At 71.7% G+C, this 17,352-nt stretch carries 11 protein-coding genes and 1 pseudogene; 7 read left to right on the top strand and 5 right to left on the bottom strand.

Annotated elements, in window-relative coordinates:
- Positions 1-267: 267 nt before the first annotated feature.
- From acs to ACWCXH_RS25505, 3 genes are all read right to left on the bottom strand, one after another.
- Entirely contained in the window at positions 268-2,223 is a 1,956-nt protein-coding gene (gene acs, locus ACWCXH_RS25495; RefSeq protein ID WP_449803795.1) for an acetate--CoA ligase, read from the bottom strand.
- Positions 2,224-2,543: 320 nt separating this feature from the next.
- A complete protein-coding gene (locus ACWCXH_RS25500; RefSeq protein ID WP_449803796.1) occupies positions 2,544-4,952 on the bottom strand; it encodes a SulP family inorganic anion transporter in 2,409 nt (802 codons plus the stop codon).
- Positions 4,953-5,448: 496 nt separating this feature from the next.
- Positions 5,449-6,456, bottom strand: coding sequence for an ATP-binding protein (locus ACWCXH_RS25505; protein WP_449803797.1), 1,008 nt, complete (start codon positions 6,454-6,456; stop codon positions 5,449-5,451).
- A gap of 233 nt (positions 6,457-6,689) precedes the next feature.
- On the opposite strand from ACWCXH_RS25505, the gene ACWCXH_RS25510 reads away from it, so the two are divergent.
- Complete coding sequence (locus tag ACWCXH_RS25510; protein ID WP_449803798.1) at positions 6,690-7,580, top strand: oxidoreductase; 891 nt, start codon at positions 6,690-6,692, stop codon at positions 7,578-7,580.
- Between the two features lie 426 nt (positions 7,581-8,006).
- Here the strand turns inward: ACWCXH_RS25510 and ACWCXH_RS25515 are convergent, their stop codons facing one another.
- A complete protein-coding gene (locus ACWCXH_RS25515; RefSeq protein ID WP_449803799.1) occupies positions 8,007-8,906 on the bottom strand; it encodes an HAD family hydrolase in 900 nt (299 codons plus the stop codon).
- A gap of 712 nt (positions 8,907-9,618) precedes the next feature.
- Here ACWCXH_RS25515 and ssd (ACWCXH_RS25520) point away from each other — a divergent pair.
- From ssd (ACWCXH_RS25520) to ACWCXH_RS25535, 4 genes and pseudogenes are all read left to right on the top strand, one after another.
- Positions 9,619-10,161, top strand: a pseudogene (ssd, locus tag ACWCXH_RS25520) (septum site-determining protein Ssd); the annotation flags it as partial.
- 149 nt (positions 10,162-10,310) lie between these two features.
- Complete coding sequence (locus ACWCXH_RS25525) at positions 10,311-11,447, top strand: tyrosine-type recombinase/integrase (protein WP_449803824.1); 1,137 nt, start codon at positions 10,311-10,313, stop codon at positions 11,445-11,447.
- 4 nt (positions 11,448-11,451) lie between these two features.
- Entirely contained in the window at positions 11,452-11,802 is a 351-nt protein-coding gene (locus ACWCXH_RS25530) for a helix-turn-helix domain-containing protein (RefSeq protein ID WP_449803800.1), read from the top strand.
- Between the two features lie 394 nt (positions 11,803-12,196).
- On the top strand, positions 12,197-14,176 hold the full coding sequence (locus tag ACWCXH_RS25535; protein WP_449803801.1) for a tyrosine-type recombinase/integrase: 1,980 nt from the start codon (positions 12,197-12,199) through the stop codon (positions 14,174-14,176).
- Between the two features lie 78 nt (positions 14,177-14,254).
- Here ACWCXH_RS25535 and ACWCXH_RS25540 read toward each other — a convergent pair whose 3' ends face one another.
- Positions 14,255-14,686 carry a hypothetical protein gene (locus ACWCXH_RS25540; RefSeq protein ID WP_449803802.1) on the bottom strand — a complete coding sequence of 144 codons (432 nt, stop codon included), beginning with the start codon at positions 14,684-14,686 and terminating at the stop codon, positions 14,255-14,257.
- Between the two features lie 497 nt (positions 14,687-15,183).
- On the opposite strand from ACWCXH_RS25540, the gene ssd (ACWCXH_RS25545) reads away from it, so the two are divergent.
- The gene (gene ssd / locus ACWCXH_RS25545; protein WP_449803803.1) at positions 15,184-15,843 is read left to right on the top strand and encodes a septum site-determining protein Ssd; all 660 of its coding nucleotides are present in this window, start codon (positions 15,184-15,186) and stop codon (positions 15,841-15,843) included.
- A complete protein-coding gene (locus ACWCXH_RS25550; RefSeq protein ID WP_449803804.1) occupies positions 15,843-17,225 on the top strand; it encodes a TadA family conjugal transfer-associated ATPase in 1,383 nt (460 codons plus the stop codon). The genes ssd (ACWCXH_RS25545) and ACWCXH_RS25550 overlap by 1 nt, the downstream gene beginning before the upstream one ends.
- Positions 17,226-17,352 lie beyond the last annotated feature (127 nt).

The following is a 17,352-nucleotide window of genomic DNA, read 5'->3' on the forward strand; positions in this document are numbered from 1 at the left end:
TTCCGTCACCAGGACGTTCACCGAGCTGCTGCTCGCCGGGCGGCCGCCGCCCAGGGCGAGGTCCGGTACGACGATCCGATCGACCGCTGTCTGCCCGCCGACGTCGGCTCCGGCTACCCGCACGCGCGGCCGATCACCCTGCTCCACCTGGCCACCCACACCTCGGGCCTGTCCCGGCCTGACGACGACGCCCGCGAGACGACGGTGCCCCGGGCGGTCATCACCGCCCGGGGCACCGCCCGTCGCCTCACTCAGGAGTCAGCGTGCTCAGCCGTTGCTGCCGGTGGGCGGGAGCTGGGCCTGGATCTGGCTCATCACCGTGCTGTCGGCGAGGGTGGTGGTGTCACCGACCTCGCGGCCCTCGGCGATGTCGCGCAGCAGGCGGCGCATGATCTTGCCGGAGCGGGTCTTCGGCAGCTCGCCGACCACCTTGATCTGCTTCGGCTTGGCGATCGGGCCGAGCGTGCGGCCGACGTGCGCCCGCAGCTCCTCGACCAGCTCAGGGGTCTCGGTGACGCCGCCGCGCAGGATCACGAAGGCGACGATCGCCTGGCCGGTGGTGGCGTCCGTGGCGCCGACCACGGCGGATTCGGCCACCGAGGAGTGGCCGACCAGGGCCGATTCGACCTCGGTGGTGGAGATGTTGTGGCCGGAGACGAGCATGACGTCGTCGACCCGGCCGAGCAGCCAGATGTCGCCGTCCTCGTCCTTCTTGGCACCGTCACCGGCGAAGTAGCGGCCCTCGAAGCGCGACCAGTAGGTGTCGATGTACCGCTGGTCGTCGCCCCAGATGGTGCGGAGCATCGACGGCCACGGTTCGGTGAGCACCAGGTAGCCGCCGGAGCCGTTCGGGACCTCGACGCCGTTGTCGTCGACGACGGTGGCCGCGATGCCCGGCAGGGCGCGCTGGGCCGAGCCCGGCTTGGTCTCGGTGACGCCCGGCAGCGGGCTGATCATCATGGCGCCGGTCTCGGTCTGCCACCAGGTGTCCACGATCGGGGTCTTGCCGGCGCCGATGTGCTCGCGGTACCAGATCCACGCCTCGGGGTTGATCGGCTCGCCGACGCTGCCCAGCACCCGCAGCGAGGACAGGTCGAACTTCGCGGGGATGTCGTCGCCCCACTTCATGAACGTGCGGATCGCGGTGGGCGCGGTGTAGAGGATCGTCACCCGGTACTTCTGGACGATCTCCCAGAACCGGCCCTGGTGCGGGGTGTCCGGGGTGCCCTCGTAGACGACCTGGGTGGCGCCGTTGGCCAGCGGGCCGTAGACGATGTACGAGTGGCCGGTGACCCAGCCGATGTCGGCGGTGCACCAGTAGACGTCGGTCTCCGGCTTGAGGTCGAAGACCGCGTGGTGGGTGTAGCTGGCCTGGGTGAGGTAGCCGCCCGAGGTGTGCAGGATGCCCTTGGGCTTCCCGGTGGTGCCCGAGGTGTACAGGATGAACAGCGGGTGCTCGGCGTCGTGCGCCTCGGGGGTGTGCTCGGTGGACTGGCGCGCGGTGATCTCGTGCCACCACACGTCGCGGCCCTCGGTCCAGGCGGTCTCCTGCCCGGTGCGGCGGACCACCAGGACGTGCTCGACGCCCTCGACCTTGGTGAGGGCCTCGTCGATGGCCGGCTTGAGCGCGGACGGCTTGCCGCGGCGGTAGCCGCCGTCGGCGGTGATGACGAGCTTGGCCTGGGCGTCCTGGATGCGGGAGGCGACGGCGTCGGCGGAGAAGCCGCCGAAGACCACCGAGTGGGTGGCGCCGATCCGGGCGCAGGCGAGGATCGCGACGACCGCCTCGGCGATCATCGGCAGGTAGACCGCCACCCGGTCGCCCTTGGCGACGCCGAGCTCCAGCAGCGCGTTGGCGGCCTGCGACACCTCGTCCTTCAGCTGGGCGTAGGTGATCGAGCGGCTGTCGCCGGGCTCGCCCTCGAAGTGGATGGCGACCCGGTCGCCGAGGCCGTTCTCGACGTGCCGGTCGACGCAGTTGTAGGCCACGTTGAGCTTGCCGTCGGCGAACCACTTGGCGAACGGCGGGTTGGACCAGTCGAGCGTCTCGGTGGGCTCGACGGCCCAGCTGAGGCGGCGGGCCTGCTCGGCCCAGAAGCCCAGGCGGTCCTCGGAGGCCTGCGCGTACGCGGCCGCGGTGACGTTGGCCGCTGCGGCGAGTTCTGCCGGCGGAGCGAAGCGACGCTCCTCCTTGAGCAGGTTGGCCAGGCTCTCGTTGCTCAACACGCACTCCTCATCGAGTCATGATCTGGGACGATCCCGTGCGTGGGGATTGTCCCGTGTGTCCCAGCGCACAGCTCACCAGGCGAAGAGCCCACTTGACAAGAGGCACCCGGGAATTGGTGTAGACCTTTGAGCGAGAGGTGAATGACGTCGTCAGGGCCGGGCCGAGCACGGACCCCCGCGGCCGGCTGTCGCAGCGGCCACCGGAACGGCGTCGGGAGGGCGTCGGAACGGCCGAGTGGATGCCGCTGCGGAAACCGTGGAGGTCGGTGAAGGGGGCCCGCGCCCCGGCCCACCCGGAGGGGGCGCGGGCCCGGCTCTCAGGCGGCCAGCTGGGGATCCTCCTCACTGCCGGCGGCGGGCACCCGGTCCGGGATTCCATTCGCTCCTTCGGGCGGGCGCACCGCCGGTGTGCCCGGTGCCTCGGCCGGACGTGTCCCGACCGGCCGCGCCTCGACCGGACTGAAAGTGCCGGCCGCGCGGTCGAGGACGTACGCCTGGGCGGTCGCGAAGTCGAAGTACATCCCGACCAGGCGCAGGGTGCCCTCCTCGACCCGGCGCTCCACCGCCGGATTCGCCATCAACTGATCCAACTGCTGGACGACGTTGGTGATGCAGAGCTGCTCCGCCAGGTCCACCACGGGCCGGTCGGCGAACTCGGCGGGGGCCCGTCGGAGCCGGTCCAGCGAGCCGCGGCCGTTGCGCAGCCAGCGGGTCAGCGGGGTCGGCGTGCCGGGGCGCTCGTGGACGCCGTCCAGCAGAGCCTTCATCGCCCCGCAGCCGGAGTGGCCGCAGACCGTGATCGAGCGCACCTCCAGCGCCTCGACGGCGTACTGCACCGCGGCGGCCACCGAGTCGTCGGCCGCGCCGGGCTCGAACGGGGCCGGCACGAGGTTGCCGACGTTGCGGACGGTGAACAGGTCGCCCGGGCCGCTGTTGGTGATCATGCTGGTGACCATCCGCGAGTCCGCGCAGGTCAGGAAGAGCTGGGAGGGCGTCTGCCCCTCCCGGGCCAGCCGGGCGAGTTCGGGCCGGATCAGCGGGGCGGTGTGCTGCTGGAAGACCCGGACGCCGTCGAGCAGCCGACCGTGCGGGTCCTCCTGCTGCTCGATGCAGTGGTGGCCGACCCAGGGCGTCCAGGCCCGGCAGCGGTGCGGGCCGGGGGAGCTCCCGGCACGGACCGTCCCGTCGGGGTCGAGCACCTCGTCGTCCTGGCGCCGCGTCACCATCGAGACCCGGCCGCCCGAGGCCTGGTGCCCGGAGCGCCAGCTGTGCAGCGTCTCGTACGCGGCGTGGTCCAGGAAGGACCCGTCGTGGACCACTGTCACGTCGGTGTCGGAGGGGATCCCGGCCAGTGCCCGGCTCAGCCGGGGCACGGCGGTGAAGGTGAGCGGGCCGTGTGTCTGGACCGTCACCGAACCGTCGGGGCCGGCCAGCACGTCCACGTGGGCGCGGGTGAGCCGGTAGAGCGCGAGCAGGACGGCGGTGGCGGCGCCGAGCGCCACGCCCCACAGCACGCCGAACACCACGACGCCCAGCCCGGTGGTCAGGTAGACCGGGAACTCGCGGTGCCGGTGCACCTTGCGGATGTGCGCGAAGCTCATCATCTGCAGCCCGACGACCAGCACCAGCGCGCCCAGTGCGGCCAGCGGGATCCGGCGCAGCCCGCCGGTCAGCGCCACCGCGGCCGCGAGCACCCAGACACCGTGCAGGACCGAGGCCCACCTGGTCTGCCCGCCCGCGCGCACGTTGGCGGTGCTGCGCACCGCGCCGCCGGCGATCGGGAGTCCGCCGAGCAGGCCGCTGACGATGTTGGCGACGCCTTGGCCGCGCAGTTCGCGGTCGAGGTCGCCGGTGCGTCGGGACATCCGGTCGATCGCGACGGCGGAGAGCAGCGACTCGACGCTCGCGACGGCGGTGACGGTGAGGACGGCGGCGAGCACTCCGGCGAGCGGCCCGTGCGGGAGGGCGGGGACGAACGAGTGCGGCTGCCAGGAGGGCAGTTCGATGTGGGCGAGCGGAAGGTTCGTCGCGGTGGCGAGGGTGGTGGCGGCGGCGACGGCGGCCAGCGGTCCGGGCACCCTGGCCAGCTTGGCGCCCAACGTGCCTGCGCGGCCGGGGAGTCGGCCGAGGCGTGGCCAGCCGAGCAGGGCGACCACGGTCACCGCGCCGATCAGCAGGGCGGGCGGGTGCGGGTCCGCCAACTGCCCGGGCAGTGCGAGGAGGTTGGCGATCGCGGAGCTCTGGGGGGAGCCGCCGAGCACGACGTGCAGCTGGGCGATGGCGATGGCGAGCCCGACCCCGGCCAGCATGCCGTGCACGATGGCGGGCGAGACGGCGAGCGCCGTCCGGGCCACTCGGCGTGCGCCGAGGAGGAGCTGGATCAGCCCGGCGGCGAGGGTGATGGCGCAGGTGGCCTGCCAGCCGTACTGGGCGATCAGCCCGGCCGTGATGACCGTCAGCGCGGCCGAGGGCCCGCTGACCTGGAGGGGCGTGCCGCCGAGCAGCCCGACGACGATGCCGCCGACGGCGGCCGCGGCGAGGCCCGCGGTGAGCGGGGCCCCGGTCGCGAGCGCGATGCCGAGGGAGAACGGCACAGCGATCAGGAAGACCACCACGGAGGCCGAGAGGTCCTGCATCCACCGGACGCGGGGGCCGGAGCCGGGGCCCGGCGGCGCGTGGTCTGTCGTGTCGGAGGCGATGGGGGCGCTGGAGATGTCGAGGGTCATTGTCTTTCCCGTCTGTCCGGGGGAACGAACGCAGTCAGGTCCGGCGGTGAGTCCGGTCGTGGGGGTCCGGGGCGGATCGGCTGTCGTGGGTCGCGACGGTGTGGCGGGATGGCGTGGGCGCGGCGGGGAGTGCGGGTGTCACCGGCCGGACCTTGACCATCAGGGCCCGCCAGGGGCCTCGGCGAGGAGCGGGAGGCCTCGCGGAGGGCCGCCGGGACGGACCATCAAGACTCGGTAAACCGAGGGTAATGAAAGCTTTGCACGCAGTCGTTCGGGGCGGAAGGGGGAAAGCCCCTTATTCACCCCATTGGGTGGTGTTCGAACCGGCGGAAATCTGCTGATGGGGCAACCCGGACACGTCGAACGGGCCGCGCCCTCCCCGGAGGCGGGGGAGGGCGCGGCCCGTTCGGGTGCCGTTCGCCGGCTCGGCCGACGGTGGTCCGGAAATGGCTCGGGAGTGGTTCGGGGGTGCTCCGGGAGTGGTTCGGACGGTTCGTCAGGCGGGCGCGCCAGCCGGGGCGGGCCGCTCGCCGCCGTGCGCGAACTCGCCCAGCACGAACCCGTGGTCCACCTGGGTCGCGAGGTCGACCCCCACCTTGGCGTTGGCCCAACTCTCCGCGTTCCGCAGGTGGAAGAGCACGGCCTGGTCGGTGTAGCGCCGCGCGTCGCGCCGGTCGTGGGCGGCGTCGACCTCGGTCAGCAACTGCTCCAGCACGGCCCGGTTGGCCGGCTCCAGGGTCTTCAGCGGCGGCTCGGCGCCCTGCTCCAGGCGCCGCACCCAGTCCGAGTGTCCGAAGGTCGTGAGCAGGTCGTCGCCGACCTCTCGGCGCAGGAACTCCAGGTCGTCCGGGCCCTGCACCTTGTTGCCAATCACCCTCAGGTGAACGCCGAAGTCGCGGGCGTAGTCCTTGTACTGGCGGTAGACCGAGACGCCCTTGCGGGTCGGCTCGGCGACCAGGAAGGTCAGGTCGAAGCGGGTGAACAGGCCGGAGGCGAAGGAGTCGGAGCCCGCCGTCATGTCGGTGACGAGGTACTCGTCGCGGCCGTCCACCAGGTGGTTGAGCAGCAGCTCGACCGCGCCGACCTTGGAGTGGTAGCAGGCCACCCCGAGGTCCTCCTCGGTGAAGGCGCCGGTCGCGAGCAGTCGCACCGAGCCCTCGTCCAGCGCGATCGGCCGCGCGCAGGCGGCGTAGACCGGGTTCTCCTCGACGATGCGCAGCAGACGCGAACCCCGGCCGGGCGGTGTGGTTTTGATCATCTCGTCGGCCGAGCCGATCAGCCGATTGCTGCCGCGCAGGTATTCCTTGATCTCCGGGAGGTGTGCGCCGAGCGAGGGCAGCGCGGAGGCCTGATCGTCCGTCAGGCCGAGCGCCGGACCGAGGTGCTGGTTGATGTCGGCGTCGACGGCGATCACCGGCCGACCCGTGGCGGCCAGATGGCGGATGAACAGCGCGGACAGTGTGGTCTTGCCGCTGCCGCCCTTGCCGACGAAGGCGATCTTCATCTGGGACTCCGGCTCTCGCTCGGGGGCTCTCGCTCCGGGGGGTTCCGCCCCCGGGTCTCGCCCTGGGAGCTCAACTGGCGCCGGGACGTAACTGGAAATCGTTATCGTCTCCGATAGTGGTTATGCTAGCCGGGGTTTGGGCGTCCCCGCGGACGGGAAGTGAGGATTGCCTCTAACGGGTGATGCGGGGTTGCTGTTCCGGGAGGGGCGGCCTGTTCATTACTCTCGGGTAGGTGAGCACTGGAACAGATCCCCTCGCCCCGCTGGCCCAGCTCCCCGGGGTGCCCGACGCGGTGGCCGAGGTGCGCAAGGCCGTCGACCGCCTCTACGGCCACCGGGTGATGCGCCGCCGCGCGGCCGAGGTCACCTCCGAGTCCGCGCTGCGCGGCGCCCGCGCGTCCGCGGCGCTGGCCGGGGCGGACTGGCCGCTGGAGGAGGTCCGGCGCCGCAGCGACTTCAGCGCGGACGACGGAGCCCGTACGGTCGGCGCCGCCCTGCGGATCGCCGCCGAGGCCGGCCAGCTGCTCAGCGTCTGGCGGCACTCGCCGCTCCAGGTGCTGGCCCGGCTGCACCTGCTCGCGGTCGGCGACGCCGACCCGGCCGCGGGCCGGCCGCGGCGGGCGGGGGAGGCGGCCGAGGACCTGTTCCCGCTGGACCTGGAGCCGGTGGAGAGCGTCGAGGTCGTCGAGGTGGACGCCCCGCTGCCCGCGCTGCCGCCCGCCCCCGGGGCCGAGGAGGTGGCCGCGCGCCTCGACCAGCTCTCGCGTCTGCTGGTCGCGCGGGCGGAGGGGCAGGGCGTCGGGACGCCGGCCCTCGTCGTCGCGTCGGTGGTCCACGGGGAACTGCTCGCACTGCGCCCGTTCGGCGCGTACAACGGGGTGATCGCGCGCGCCGCCCAGCGGATCGTGCTGATCGCCGAGGGGCTCGACCCGAAGTCGATCTGCCCGGCCGAGGTCGGCCTCGCCGAGCTCGGGACGGACGCCTACCGGCGCGCGCTGGCCGGCTACCTGTCCGGGACGGCGGAGGGCATGGCGGCCTGGATCGCCCATTGCGGTCGGGCCTTGCGGCTCGGCGTGCGGGAGAGTACGGCGGTCTGCGAGGCGATGCAGCGCGGGATGGTCTGATCCGGCGGCCGTCCTCGGGCCCCCTCGGGGCCTCGCGGGCCCGAATCCCCTTGCCCGGGTGCGAAGATGCGGCGGCACCTGATCCTGCCGGGTGCCGCCGCTGGTACAGGTGCCAGGTGACCAAGCATGCACCGGAAGTGCCGATCAGACGGGGATCCTGCCCGTTCGTCTGGTCCGGCGGCCCGACAGCGGGTCGGCTGCATGTGGGTGCTCGGCTACTTGTACGCGCGGTCCGTGGGCCTGAACTGCGTTGTCGGTTTGACCTCTTCGGTCCTGACCGGGTCTCGCGGGCCGTGCTTCATTTGTATCGCGTTTCGGGCGAAAGGGGAACCCGAAACAGGAAGTCTGCGGCAATTGCCCGTTTTGTCCCAATTGCAGAGAGTTGTCGGGCCCGGAGCGGGCGATCCGCGGCGGCCGGCCCCGGGCTCAGGGCGCCGGCCGGCGGCGCCGGGCCAGGTACCAGATCACGCCGGCGGTCAGCACGGCCGTCCCGACCGCCACGGCGGTGAGCACCGAGCCGCTCGGAGTGGAGAACTCCGGGAGCCGGCGCCGCAGTTCCACCGGCTTGTCGAAGACCAGCACAGGCCACTCCCGGGCCGCCGCCTCCTTCCGCAGTGCGCGGTCCGGGTTGACGGCGGACGGGTGGCCGACGGCCTCCAGCAGCGGCAGGTCGGTGGAGGAGTCGCTGTAGGCGTAGGACTGGGCCAGGTCGTAGCCCTCGGTGTCAGCCAACTCCCGGATGGCGGCGGCCTTGTTCTCGGCGTAGGCGTAGTACTCGATCTCGCCGGTGTAGCAGCCGTCCTCGATCTTCAGCCTGGTGGCGATCACGTGGTCCGCGCCGAGCAGGGCGCCGATCGGCTCGACCACCTCGGAGCCCGAGCTGCTGACGATCACCACGTCCCGGCCGGCCGCGTGGTGCTGCTCGATCAGCGAAGCGGCCTCGTCGTAGATGATCGGATCGATCAGGTTGTGCAGTGTCTCGGCGACGATCTCGCGGACCTGCTGCACGTTCCAGCCCCGGGTGAGCGACGAGAGGTACTCGCGCATCTTCTCCATCTGGTCGTGGTCCGCGCCGCCGACCAGGAACACGAACTGGGCGTACGCGCTGCGCAGTACGGCCCGACGGTTGATCAGGCCGCCCTGGTAGAACGGGCGGCTGAAGGCCAGTGCGCTCGACTTGGCGATGATGGTCTTGTCCAGGTCGAAGAAGGCCGCTGTGCGCGTGCCGCCCGGCCGGGGGCGGGCGGGAGCGGGGGCCTCGGCGGGCTCGGTGGTGCCGCCCGCGGAGTCGTCGGCGCGGTCGTCGGCGTTCTCGGTGGTGTCCACGGGAACCGAGGATAGAGGGAGCCACAAAACACCCCGCCATTCGGCGTACTCGTGGGCGTGCGGGTTTGTGTTTCTGGCCTCTCGGGTACACCATGGAAGTCACGGATCGTTCGCGACCGTGCTAACCCGGTCCGGCTCCTCCCCCCCGAGTCGGGCTGTGGATAGACGACCCCCGCTCTCCCCCCCGGCGGGGGTCGTCGCACGTCCGGGGCCATTTTCAGGGCTTGAAGGCGCCTCGTGGCAGGTATGCGCGGCAGGCTGCCCGAGGTGTACAGGGGGTGTCGGCGCGGGGGTCCGTCCACCATCTTTCGTCACTCTGTGTTGCCATTTGCTCATGCGCGCCGGTGGCCACTTGCCGCCCCCGTTCCGGCGCCGCGGGCGCTCGGACGGCTCCGCGCGACGTGTCCGGCAAGGTCACGCGGTAAGCGCGACCGGAGTCCCCGGTTCATCTCCGTGATCCCGGTTCGTCAATTCTTGGCTCATTAGCCCCCCGCCCGGGTGAACGCATTTATCCACAGGCGTTGAGTTGTCCACAGGGATTCGGAAGCCCGATGACGGAATCCGGATCAACCTCCACCGTGAGGGTCGGCGGCGGTCGCCGGGGCCTCCCTCAGGGCCTCTCCCGGGCCCTCCCGGGCGGCCGTCCGCCGGAACCGTCGGACGTGCGCCGTCGGCCGCCGCGAGCGGTCCACGGCGCGGAGGGGAGACCACCATGTCGACGCCGATCACCGGCCACACCGCCGTCGAGGGGCCCGGAGCCACCGGACCGCTGGTCCTCACCGGGGACGAGCGCCTCGCCGAGCACCTGTTGCGGCTCTGCGCGGCCGCGGGCACCGATCCGCAGCTGATCCGCGGTGCCCCGCCGACCCGCGGCCTCTGGGAGAGTTCCTCGCTGGTCCTGGTCGGGGACGACCAGGTGGCCCTGTGCGCGGGCCTGCCCCGGCGCGCCGGGGTTCTGCTGCTCGGACTGGACCTGGACGACCCGGAGGTGTGGGTCAGAGCGGTCCAACTCGGCGCCGAGCACGTGCTGTTCCTCCCGGACGCCGAGGCCTGGCTGCTCGACCGGATCGCCGACGCGGCCGAGGGCGTCGGGCCCCCGGCGCTCACCGTCGCCGTGCTCGGCGGCCGCGGCGGTGCCGGGGCCTCCACCCTGGCCTGCGCCCTCGCGGTCACCGCGGCGCGGTCCGGCCGGCGGACGATGCTGATCGACGGCGATCCAAGTGGAGATCCGACGGGTTCGCCAGTGAGCCTTGGTGCTGGGTTTGCGCTGTTCGGGCTGGTCACAGCCCTGCAAGGGATCTCCACTCGATCGTGTGAGATTGTCCCGGTTGCTGGCAGATTCCAGGAGTTCGGCGCGTAATTTGCTGCCTCGTGGCAGATTCCGAGACTCGCCGTCTCTCGCTGATCACCGGCGGTAGCGGCGTCGATGTGCAGGACCGGCCCGGGGAGCCGGGCCTGGCCGATGTGCTCACCCTGCAGCGGAAGGCTGCCGAGACCTCCACGCCAGCGGACGAGCGGGCCCTGTTTCAGGACACGCTCGCCGAGTACTGCTGGGCGAGGGACGTGGCGGGGCTGTCGGCGAAGACGCTGCAGACGCTGGTGGCGCCGGTGCTGGAGGTCTGCTCGTTCTACGACGTCGTCCCGTGGCGGCTGACTTCGCGGGACCTGGACCGGTACTTCGCCGGGCCCGGCAAGCCGGGGAAGCACACCACAATGAGGGCGAAGCTGACGAAGATCGACGGCTACTTCGCCTTCCTCGAACAGCGCTACGCGGGTGAGATCCTGCGACGGTTCGGGGCGGCGGTGGAGTCGCCGATCGACCCGTTCAACCGGCCACGGCACCGCGGCGACTTCGGGCTGCGGATCCCGCCGTCCGCCCGGGCGATGAAGGAGTTCTTCGCCTCGTGGCGGGACGCGCTGCCGACCGAGCGGAAGTACCCGGTGGCCGCCCGGAACTACGTGATGTCCAAGCTCACCTACATCTCCGGGGTGCGGGCCGCCGAGCTCTGCGCGGTGCGGATGGGCGATGTCCACTGGGAGAACGGCCAGTGGGGGCGCTTCCTCGTCTTCGGCAAGGGCGCCCGCGGCTCCGGACCGCGCGAGCGGGAGGCGTTCCTGTTCCAGGAGGGCCGTGACCTGCTGTGGTGGTACATCGAGGAGATCCGCGGCGAGTTCCGCGACGACGCGAGCGATCCGCACGCGCCCCTGTTCCCCTCCGAGCGGCTGCCGAAGGCGATCGCCGCGCTGAACATGCCGATCGCCCCGGCGGTGTTGCCGGACACCTTCCGCAGGGCCCTGAAGACTGCTTCCAAGCAGCACCTGAAGGGGCTGGTCACCGAGCTTTTCCCGCATCTCCTTCGCCATGCTTGCGCGACCCACAACTACGAGGCCGGCATGCCGTTGTGGGACGTGCAGGTCTTGTTGGGCCACACCTGGGCGACCACTACGGTTGGGTATCTTGCGACCGCCAAGGGCGACCCGGAGAGGCAGAGTCTGGAGTCTTCCCGGCGAGCAGTTCGCCGGCTGAGCTTGGAAGCGTGATCCGATGAAGTGGAACCTGCGCTGGGTCGCCGCCCGGCGCGACATCTGGCGCCCCACCCAGTTGCAGGCAGCCTTCGCCGAGGTCGGGTTCACCCCCTCGCTGAGCAAGGTCGCGGCCCTGTGGTCGAACAAGCCGATCACGATCAGGCTCGACGACCTGGACATGATCTGCACCGCGCTGGACTGCACTGTCGCGGACCTGATGGAGGCCGAGCCGGTCGAGGTGGCCGGCGGGGGGCGCGAAACCGAGAAGCAGGCGGCCGCCGGCGGTGGCGGAGCCGGGCCGTCCGGCCCGCTCCGGCCGGTCCCCAAGCCGGGCAGCGGCGGGCGGCGGCGCTCGATGCCCCCGAACTGACCGGGACGCGACGATGGCACGACGGAAGCGGCCCCCGGTTGGCTCCTGCGAGTACTGCGCGGGCTGGGGCGAGGTCACCATGCACTGGGTCTGCCTGCCCTGCGGACGCATGCGGGGCTGGGCCGCCAAGGGCACACAGGGGCGGCACTGGGGGACTTGCCGCCGCTGCGGCTACCCCCAGCCGGTCGGTCGGGACGGCACCTGCCGGGCCTGCCTGCTGGCCGTCCGTGCAGGCCAGGACGAAGAGTGGATGTGGTCGGAGGTCAAACGCGGCTACCTGCCGCCGGGTCGGCCCCTGCAGCTGGCGTTCTCGCTGGCCGGGGTCACCCTGCCCGAGGCGTTGCCGCTGCGAAGGCACGACCGGCCGATGGTGGTCCAGAAGATCCCGCCGTGGGTGCGCGAGCTCTGCCCGACGCCGGTGCAGGACGACCCACGGATCTGTCCGCCGGAGATGTCCGGCCAGCTCCCCTTGTTCCCCACCCCGCGGCGGTCCTTCACGAAGTACGACCCGCCCCGCATCCACGACCGAGACCTGCCTGACCTTGATCTGGTCATCGCCGAACTGAGGAATATCGCCAAGGCCAGAGGCGTCAAGGCCGCCTGGTTCCGGCTGACTTGGGGCATGGCCCGCCTGGCCTTGGCCGCGCGCGAGCCCGGTGAACGGCAGGTCCGGCCGGAGGTGGTGCGGCAGCTGCCGATGATGCACCCCACCGTCGGCGAAGCCCTGGACCGCGCCGGACTACTGGCCCTCAAGCGGGCCCGGCTTGTCCCCAACTCTGAACTAAGCCACGGAAGTTGTGGTCACTGCTTCGCCTGGGCCAACGACGGTCTCACCGTCTGCCTTGACTGCCGCCAGTGGTCCTACTTGCACCGCGGCGCCGGTGAATGCGAGCGCTGCCACCGGGTCCTTCCCGTTGCCAAGGCTGACGGGCTCTGCCGGTTCTGCCGGATGGTGACCACCGAGACCAAGGTCGACTTCGCCGGCATCGCCATGGTCGGCGGCGACCAGTTGTGGCTCGGCGGTGACGCCGCACCGCAACTGCGGACGCTCGACGCGCGCTACCCGGGTCCCCGCCGCAAGGGTCGCTTCGAATCCAAGCGCCGGCTCGCACAGGCCGCAGAGCGGGCCGCCCACGCGGCCTCTGCCCACCTGGTCGACCCGGGGCAGCTGGAGCTGTTCTCCACCCCGCCTCGGGACTGGAGGAGGCTGGACGAGGCCGAGTTGCCCGCGCTGACCGCCCTCGCCGAGGAGGTGATGGGCGACTTCGCCGCATACATCAGCCAACGCGGCTGGTCGCGGGCCCAGCTGGGCGGCAGCACCCGCACCCTGCGGATCCTGGTCGCCCACCTCGGCGCCGACGCGCCGATCCCCGAGCGCGACGTGAAGGCGGTGGCGGCCCTCAGCTCGAACCACCAAGGCGCCCGCGTCGTCAACTACCTGCGACGGCGAGGTCTCCTGGCCGCCGACACACCGGTGGACAGCCAGCTTGTGACGGCTCGCAGGATCGCGGACGAGTTGCCGAAGGCGTTCGGCGACGCGGTCCACGCATGGATCGACGTGCTGACCGGGCAGGGCAGCAAGCCGAGCAACTCCCTCGCCTCGGTGACCGTCAGGCACTACGTCCACGACGTCGCCGCTACCCTGCGGGCCTGGGACGCAAGCGGCCTCGGCGACCCCAAAGAGGTCACCAAAGAGCACATCGAAGAGGTCCTGGAGCCGCTTCGAGGAACCGCCGCCCGGGCCGTCCACGTCAGTCTCCGCTCGATGTTCCGGGCCTTGAAACGCGAGCGGCTGATCTTCCGTGATCCTGCCCGCACCGTCGCCCTGGCAGTCGCGCGACACCTGCCGACTCCTCTGCCCTCGGACCGCCTCCGCGGCCTGCTCGACAAGGTCCCCGGCACCCGCGACAAGCTGATCGTCACCCTGGCAGCGGTCCACGCCCTCGCCATGACCCAGATCCGCCAACTGCGGTTGGAAGACCTCGACCGGGCCCGAGGCCAGCTACGAGTCCGCCGCCCCGGCCGCATGGACCACGTGGTCTATCTCGACGAACTCACCCTGAACCTCGCGACCGCCTTGATCACCGAACGCTTCGAGCGCTGGCCAGACTGCACCAACCCCTACCTGATCACCAGCAGGCAGACCGCGGTCAACGACCTTCACCCCCTGGTCGGCTGGGAGGTCATCAAGAACCCATTCGAGCGGGTCGGCATCAGCGCAGGCAAGCTCCGGCAGGACCGGATCTACGACGAGGCCCGGGAAACCGCCGACCCGGTCCGCCTCATGCGCGTCTTCGGAATCTGCAGCGCGACCGCCACGAGATACGTTGCTGCCGCCCACCCGGATAAAAAGGTGGATCCCATCCAAGCGTGATCAGGGGCAATCCGGCGAGTGGGGGCGGGGCCGATCGTCGTTCGAAGAGTGCCGATCCGTCTCGGACGGTTCTTGATTCTATGCGGATTCGAGTGCAGCCACGATCAGAATGATCGCCCCCACTGTCGCTGCCCCAAGGACCAGCAGCCCGACCGTCGTAGCCCGGTGTCTATGTTGAGCGGCTTCCAAGACTTGCTCTACTACATCATCGTAGTCATCCGGGCCAACAAGAATGTGACGGGCATGGACCGCATACGAGAACATGAGACTCGCGACGAAAAACCCGGCGCACACAATGGTGAGCCAGACCAGCCAGGCAGTGGAGTACTTCTCCAACTCGACCAACTTGGCTAGCGTTAGCACTACGCCGACGGCCGTCAGTGCGACGGTCGCCATCAGCTTGGCGAAGGACAAGACGACATCGTTGGAGTTCTTAATAACTTCCCAAGCAAAGGCCTTCTTTTCGTTGTCGTCGCCACTCAGTTCGGCGGCCTCGACCACGTCAGTCACGTTGAGTGCTCCACCTTGACAACCGAAAACGGCCGATCCCAGCCGCTGTGTGGCGCCGTGAACTGGAATGTGCCCGCACCTTTACACACTGAACACTCGAAGCGCAGGCGCCCAGACGGAGGCGGGATCTCTCCCTGTTTAAACACCATCATTACCATTGGCGGCGGGCCACACCTTCCGCGGACTGTCACGGTATGGAGGCAGCCGCGGAAATTGACCTGTACGGAAAATGTCTGTTCCTCAGCCATCGAGCCCTGCCTTCGTTACTCGGCGCTACCGGTGCGCATTTATCGAGATAACGAACATACGCGGCCACCTTGATCGGCATGACTCCTCCGCAGCTGGCGGCACCAGGGATCCACCCCGGCGGCCCAGTCCACACCGAGCTGAGGGCGGGACCTGGCAGCTTATTGCGGGGGGTGCTTTGCGCCGGGCTTACGCCTTGGCCTGAACCCGTTGCAGGTTCTCGGTCAGAACAGGCCATCTGCAGCGGGTTCGTGGCTGTTCTGCCTCCGGAATTCGGGAACTCGTCGGTTTCGCTGGGCGGCGGCCTCGACATCCTCCTCGGCGGCGAGACGGCCCGCGGGCTGCGCTGGCCCGATCTGGTCGGCTCGCGCGGCCGGGTCAGCGGTGCCGAGCTGGCCCGTGCGCTGCCAGCGCTCAAACGGCCGTCCAGGCTGTCCTGCCTCTCCTGGGACCGTGGCGACACCCTGGCCGTGCCGCCCGAGGCCATGCGCAGCGTCCTGGCGGCCTCCAGACGGCGTGGCGGACTGGTGGTGGTCGACGTGGCGCGCCATCTCGACGCGGCGGCCGGGCAGGCGCTGGAGCAGTCCGACCTGGCCCTGCTGGTGGTCCCGGCCGAGCTGCGGGCGGTGGCCGCCGCCGACCGGGTCGCGGCGGCGGCCCGGATGCGGCTCGGGGACGTCCGGGCGGTGGTGCGCCCGTTGTGGGCGCGCGGACTCCCGGCCGGGCGCATCGCCCGCGGGCTGCGGCTGGAGCTCGCGGGGGAGCTGGAGCCGGAGCCCGGCCTGGCCGAGGACGTCGAGAAGGGCGTGCCGCCCGGCACGCGGGACAGCGGCCCGCTCGCGCGCTTCTGCGCGACCTTCCTGGACGAGGTGCTGCCGCCGGTGCCGGCGGTCGGCGGAGGTGTGTACTGATGGTCCGTCTGCGTAGAACAGGAGCCGGGGCCGGTTCGGGCGGTTCGGGCGGTCCGGGCGGCACCGGCGGTCCGGGCGGCTCGCTCGGCCGGGCCGGCGGCGCGCGGGAGCACCGGCCGCTCCGGAGCGTCCCGCCGCCACCGGACGAGCCGTCCCGGCAGTCCCGCCCCTGCCCGTACGGGCGGACGGCCCGGGAGGAGCGGACGGCGGCACTGCTGGACGCGGTCCGGCTGCGGCTGGCCGAGTCGGGCGCCGCTCCGACGGACGGCTCCGTCGCCGCCGCGCTGCGTGCCACCAGGCCGCCGCTCGGCGGGGACGAGGTCCTGGACACCGTGCGCTCGCTGCGCGCCGAACTGGTGGGCGCGGGCCCGCTGGACCGGCTGCTGGCGGAGCCCGATGTCACGGACGTCCTGGTGAACGGTCCGGAGGAGGTGTGGGTCGACCGTGGCGGCGGCCTGCACCGGGCCACCGCGGTCCGCTTCGCCGACGCCGAGGCGGTGCGGCGGCTGGCCCACCGGCTGGCCACCGCGGCGGGGCGGCGGCTGGACGACGCCCGTCCCTGGGTGGACGCCCGGCTCCCGGACGGCACCAGGCTGCACGCCGTACTGCCGCCGATCGCGGCCGGCTGTACGCACATCTCGCTGCGGGTCTGCCGGCCCCGGCCGTTCACGCTCGCCGAGTTGGTGGCGGGCGGGGCGCTGCCGCCGGAGGGCGCCGACCTGCTGGCCGGCATCGTGCGGGCCCGGCTGTCGCTCCTGGTCTCCGGCGGCACGGGGACGGGCAAGACCACCCTCCTCGCGGCCCTGCTCGGCCTCGCCGGCCCGGACGAGCGGATCGTGGTCGCCGAGGACTCCGCCGAGCTGCAACCGGCCCATCCGCACGTGGTCCGGTTGCAGAGCAGGCCGCCCAACCAGGAGGGGCTCGGCGAGCTCACCCTCCGGGACCTCGTCCGGCAGGCACTGCGGATGCGGCCCGACCGGCTGGTCATCGGCGAGGTGCGCGGGGCCGAGGTGTCGGACCTGCTGGCCGCGCTGAACACCGGCCACGAGGGCGGCTGCGGGACGGTCCACGCCAATACGGCGGCGGACGTGCCGGTGCGGCTGGAGGCGCTGGGCTCGCTCGCCGGGCTCGACCGTCCGGCGTTGCACAGCCAACTCCGGGCCGCGCTGGACCTGGTGGTGCACCTGGTCCGGGAGCCGGGCTCGGGGCGGCGCCGGGTGGCCGAGATCCACACGCTGGCGGGGGACGGTGACGGCCTGGCCGTGACCATCCCGGCGGTGGAGTTCACGGCGGAGGGCGGCACGGTCCCGAAGGCCGGCTGGGAGCGGCTGACCGGGCTGCTGGCGGCGCGCGGGGTCACGCTCTCGGCGGGGCCGCCGTGACGGGGCTCGCGGAGGCGAGCGTGCGGGCGGCGGAACTCGGGTTCGTCCTGCTGCTGAGCGTGCTCTCGGCGGGTGCCCTCGCACTGCTGGGGGACCGGGGCAGGAAGGGTCAATGACGAGGAGGTTC

The sequence above is a fragment of the Kitasatospora sp. NPDC001660 genome (genome assembly GCF_053596725.1).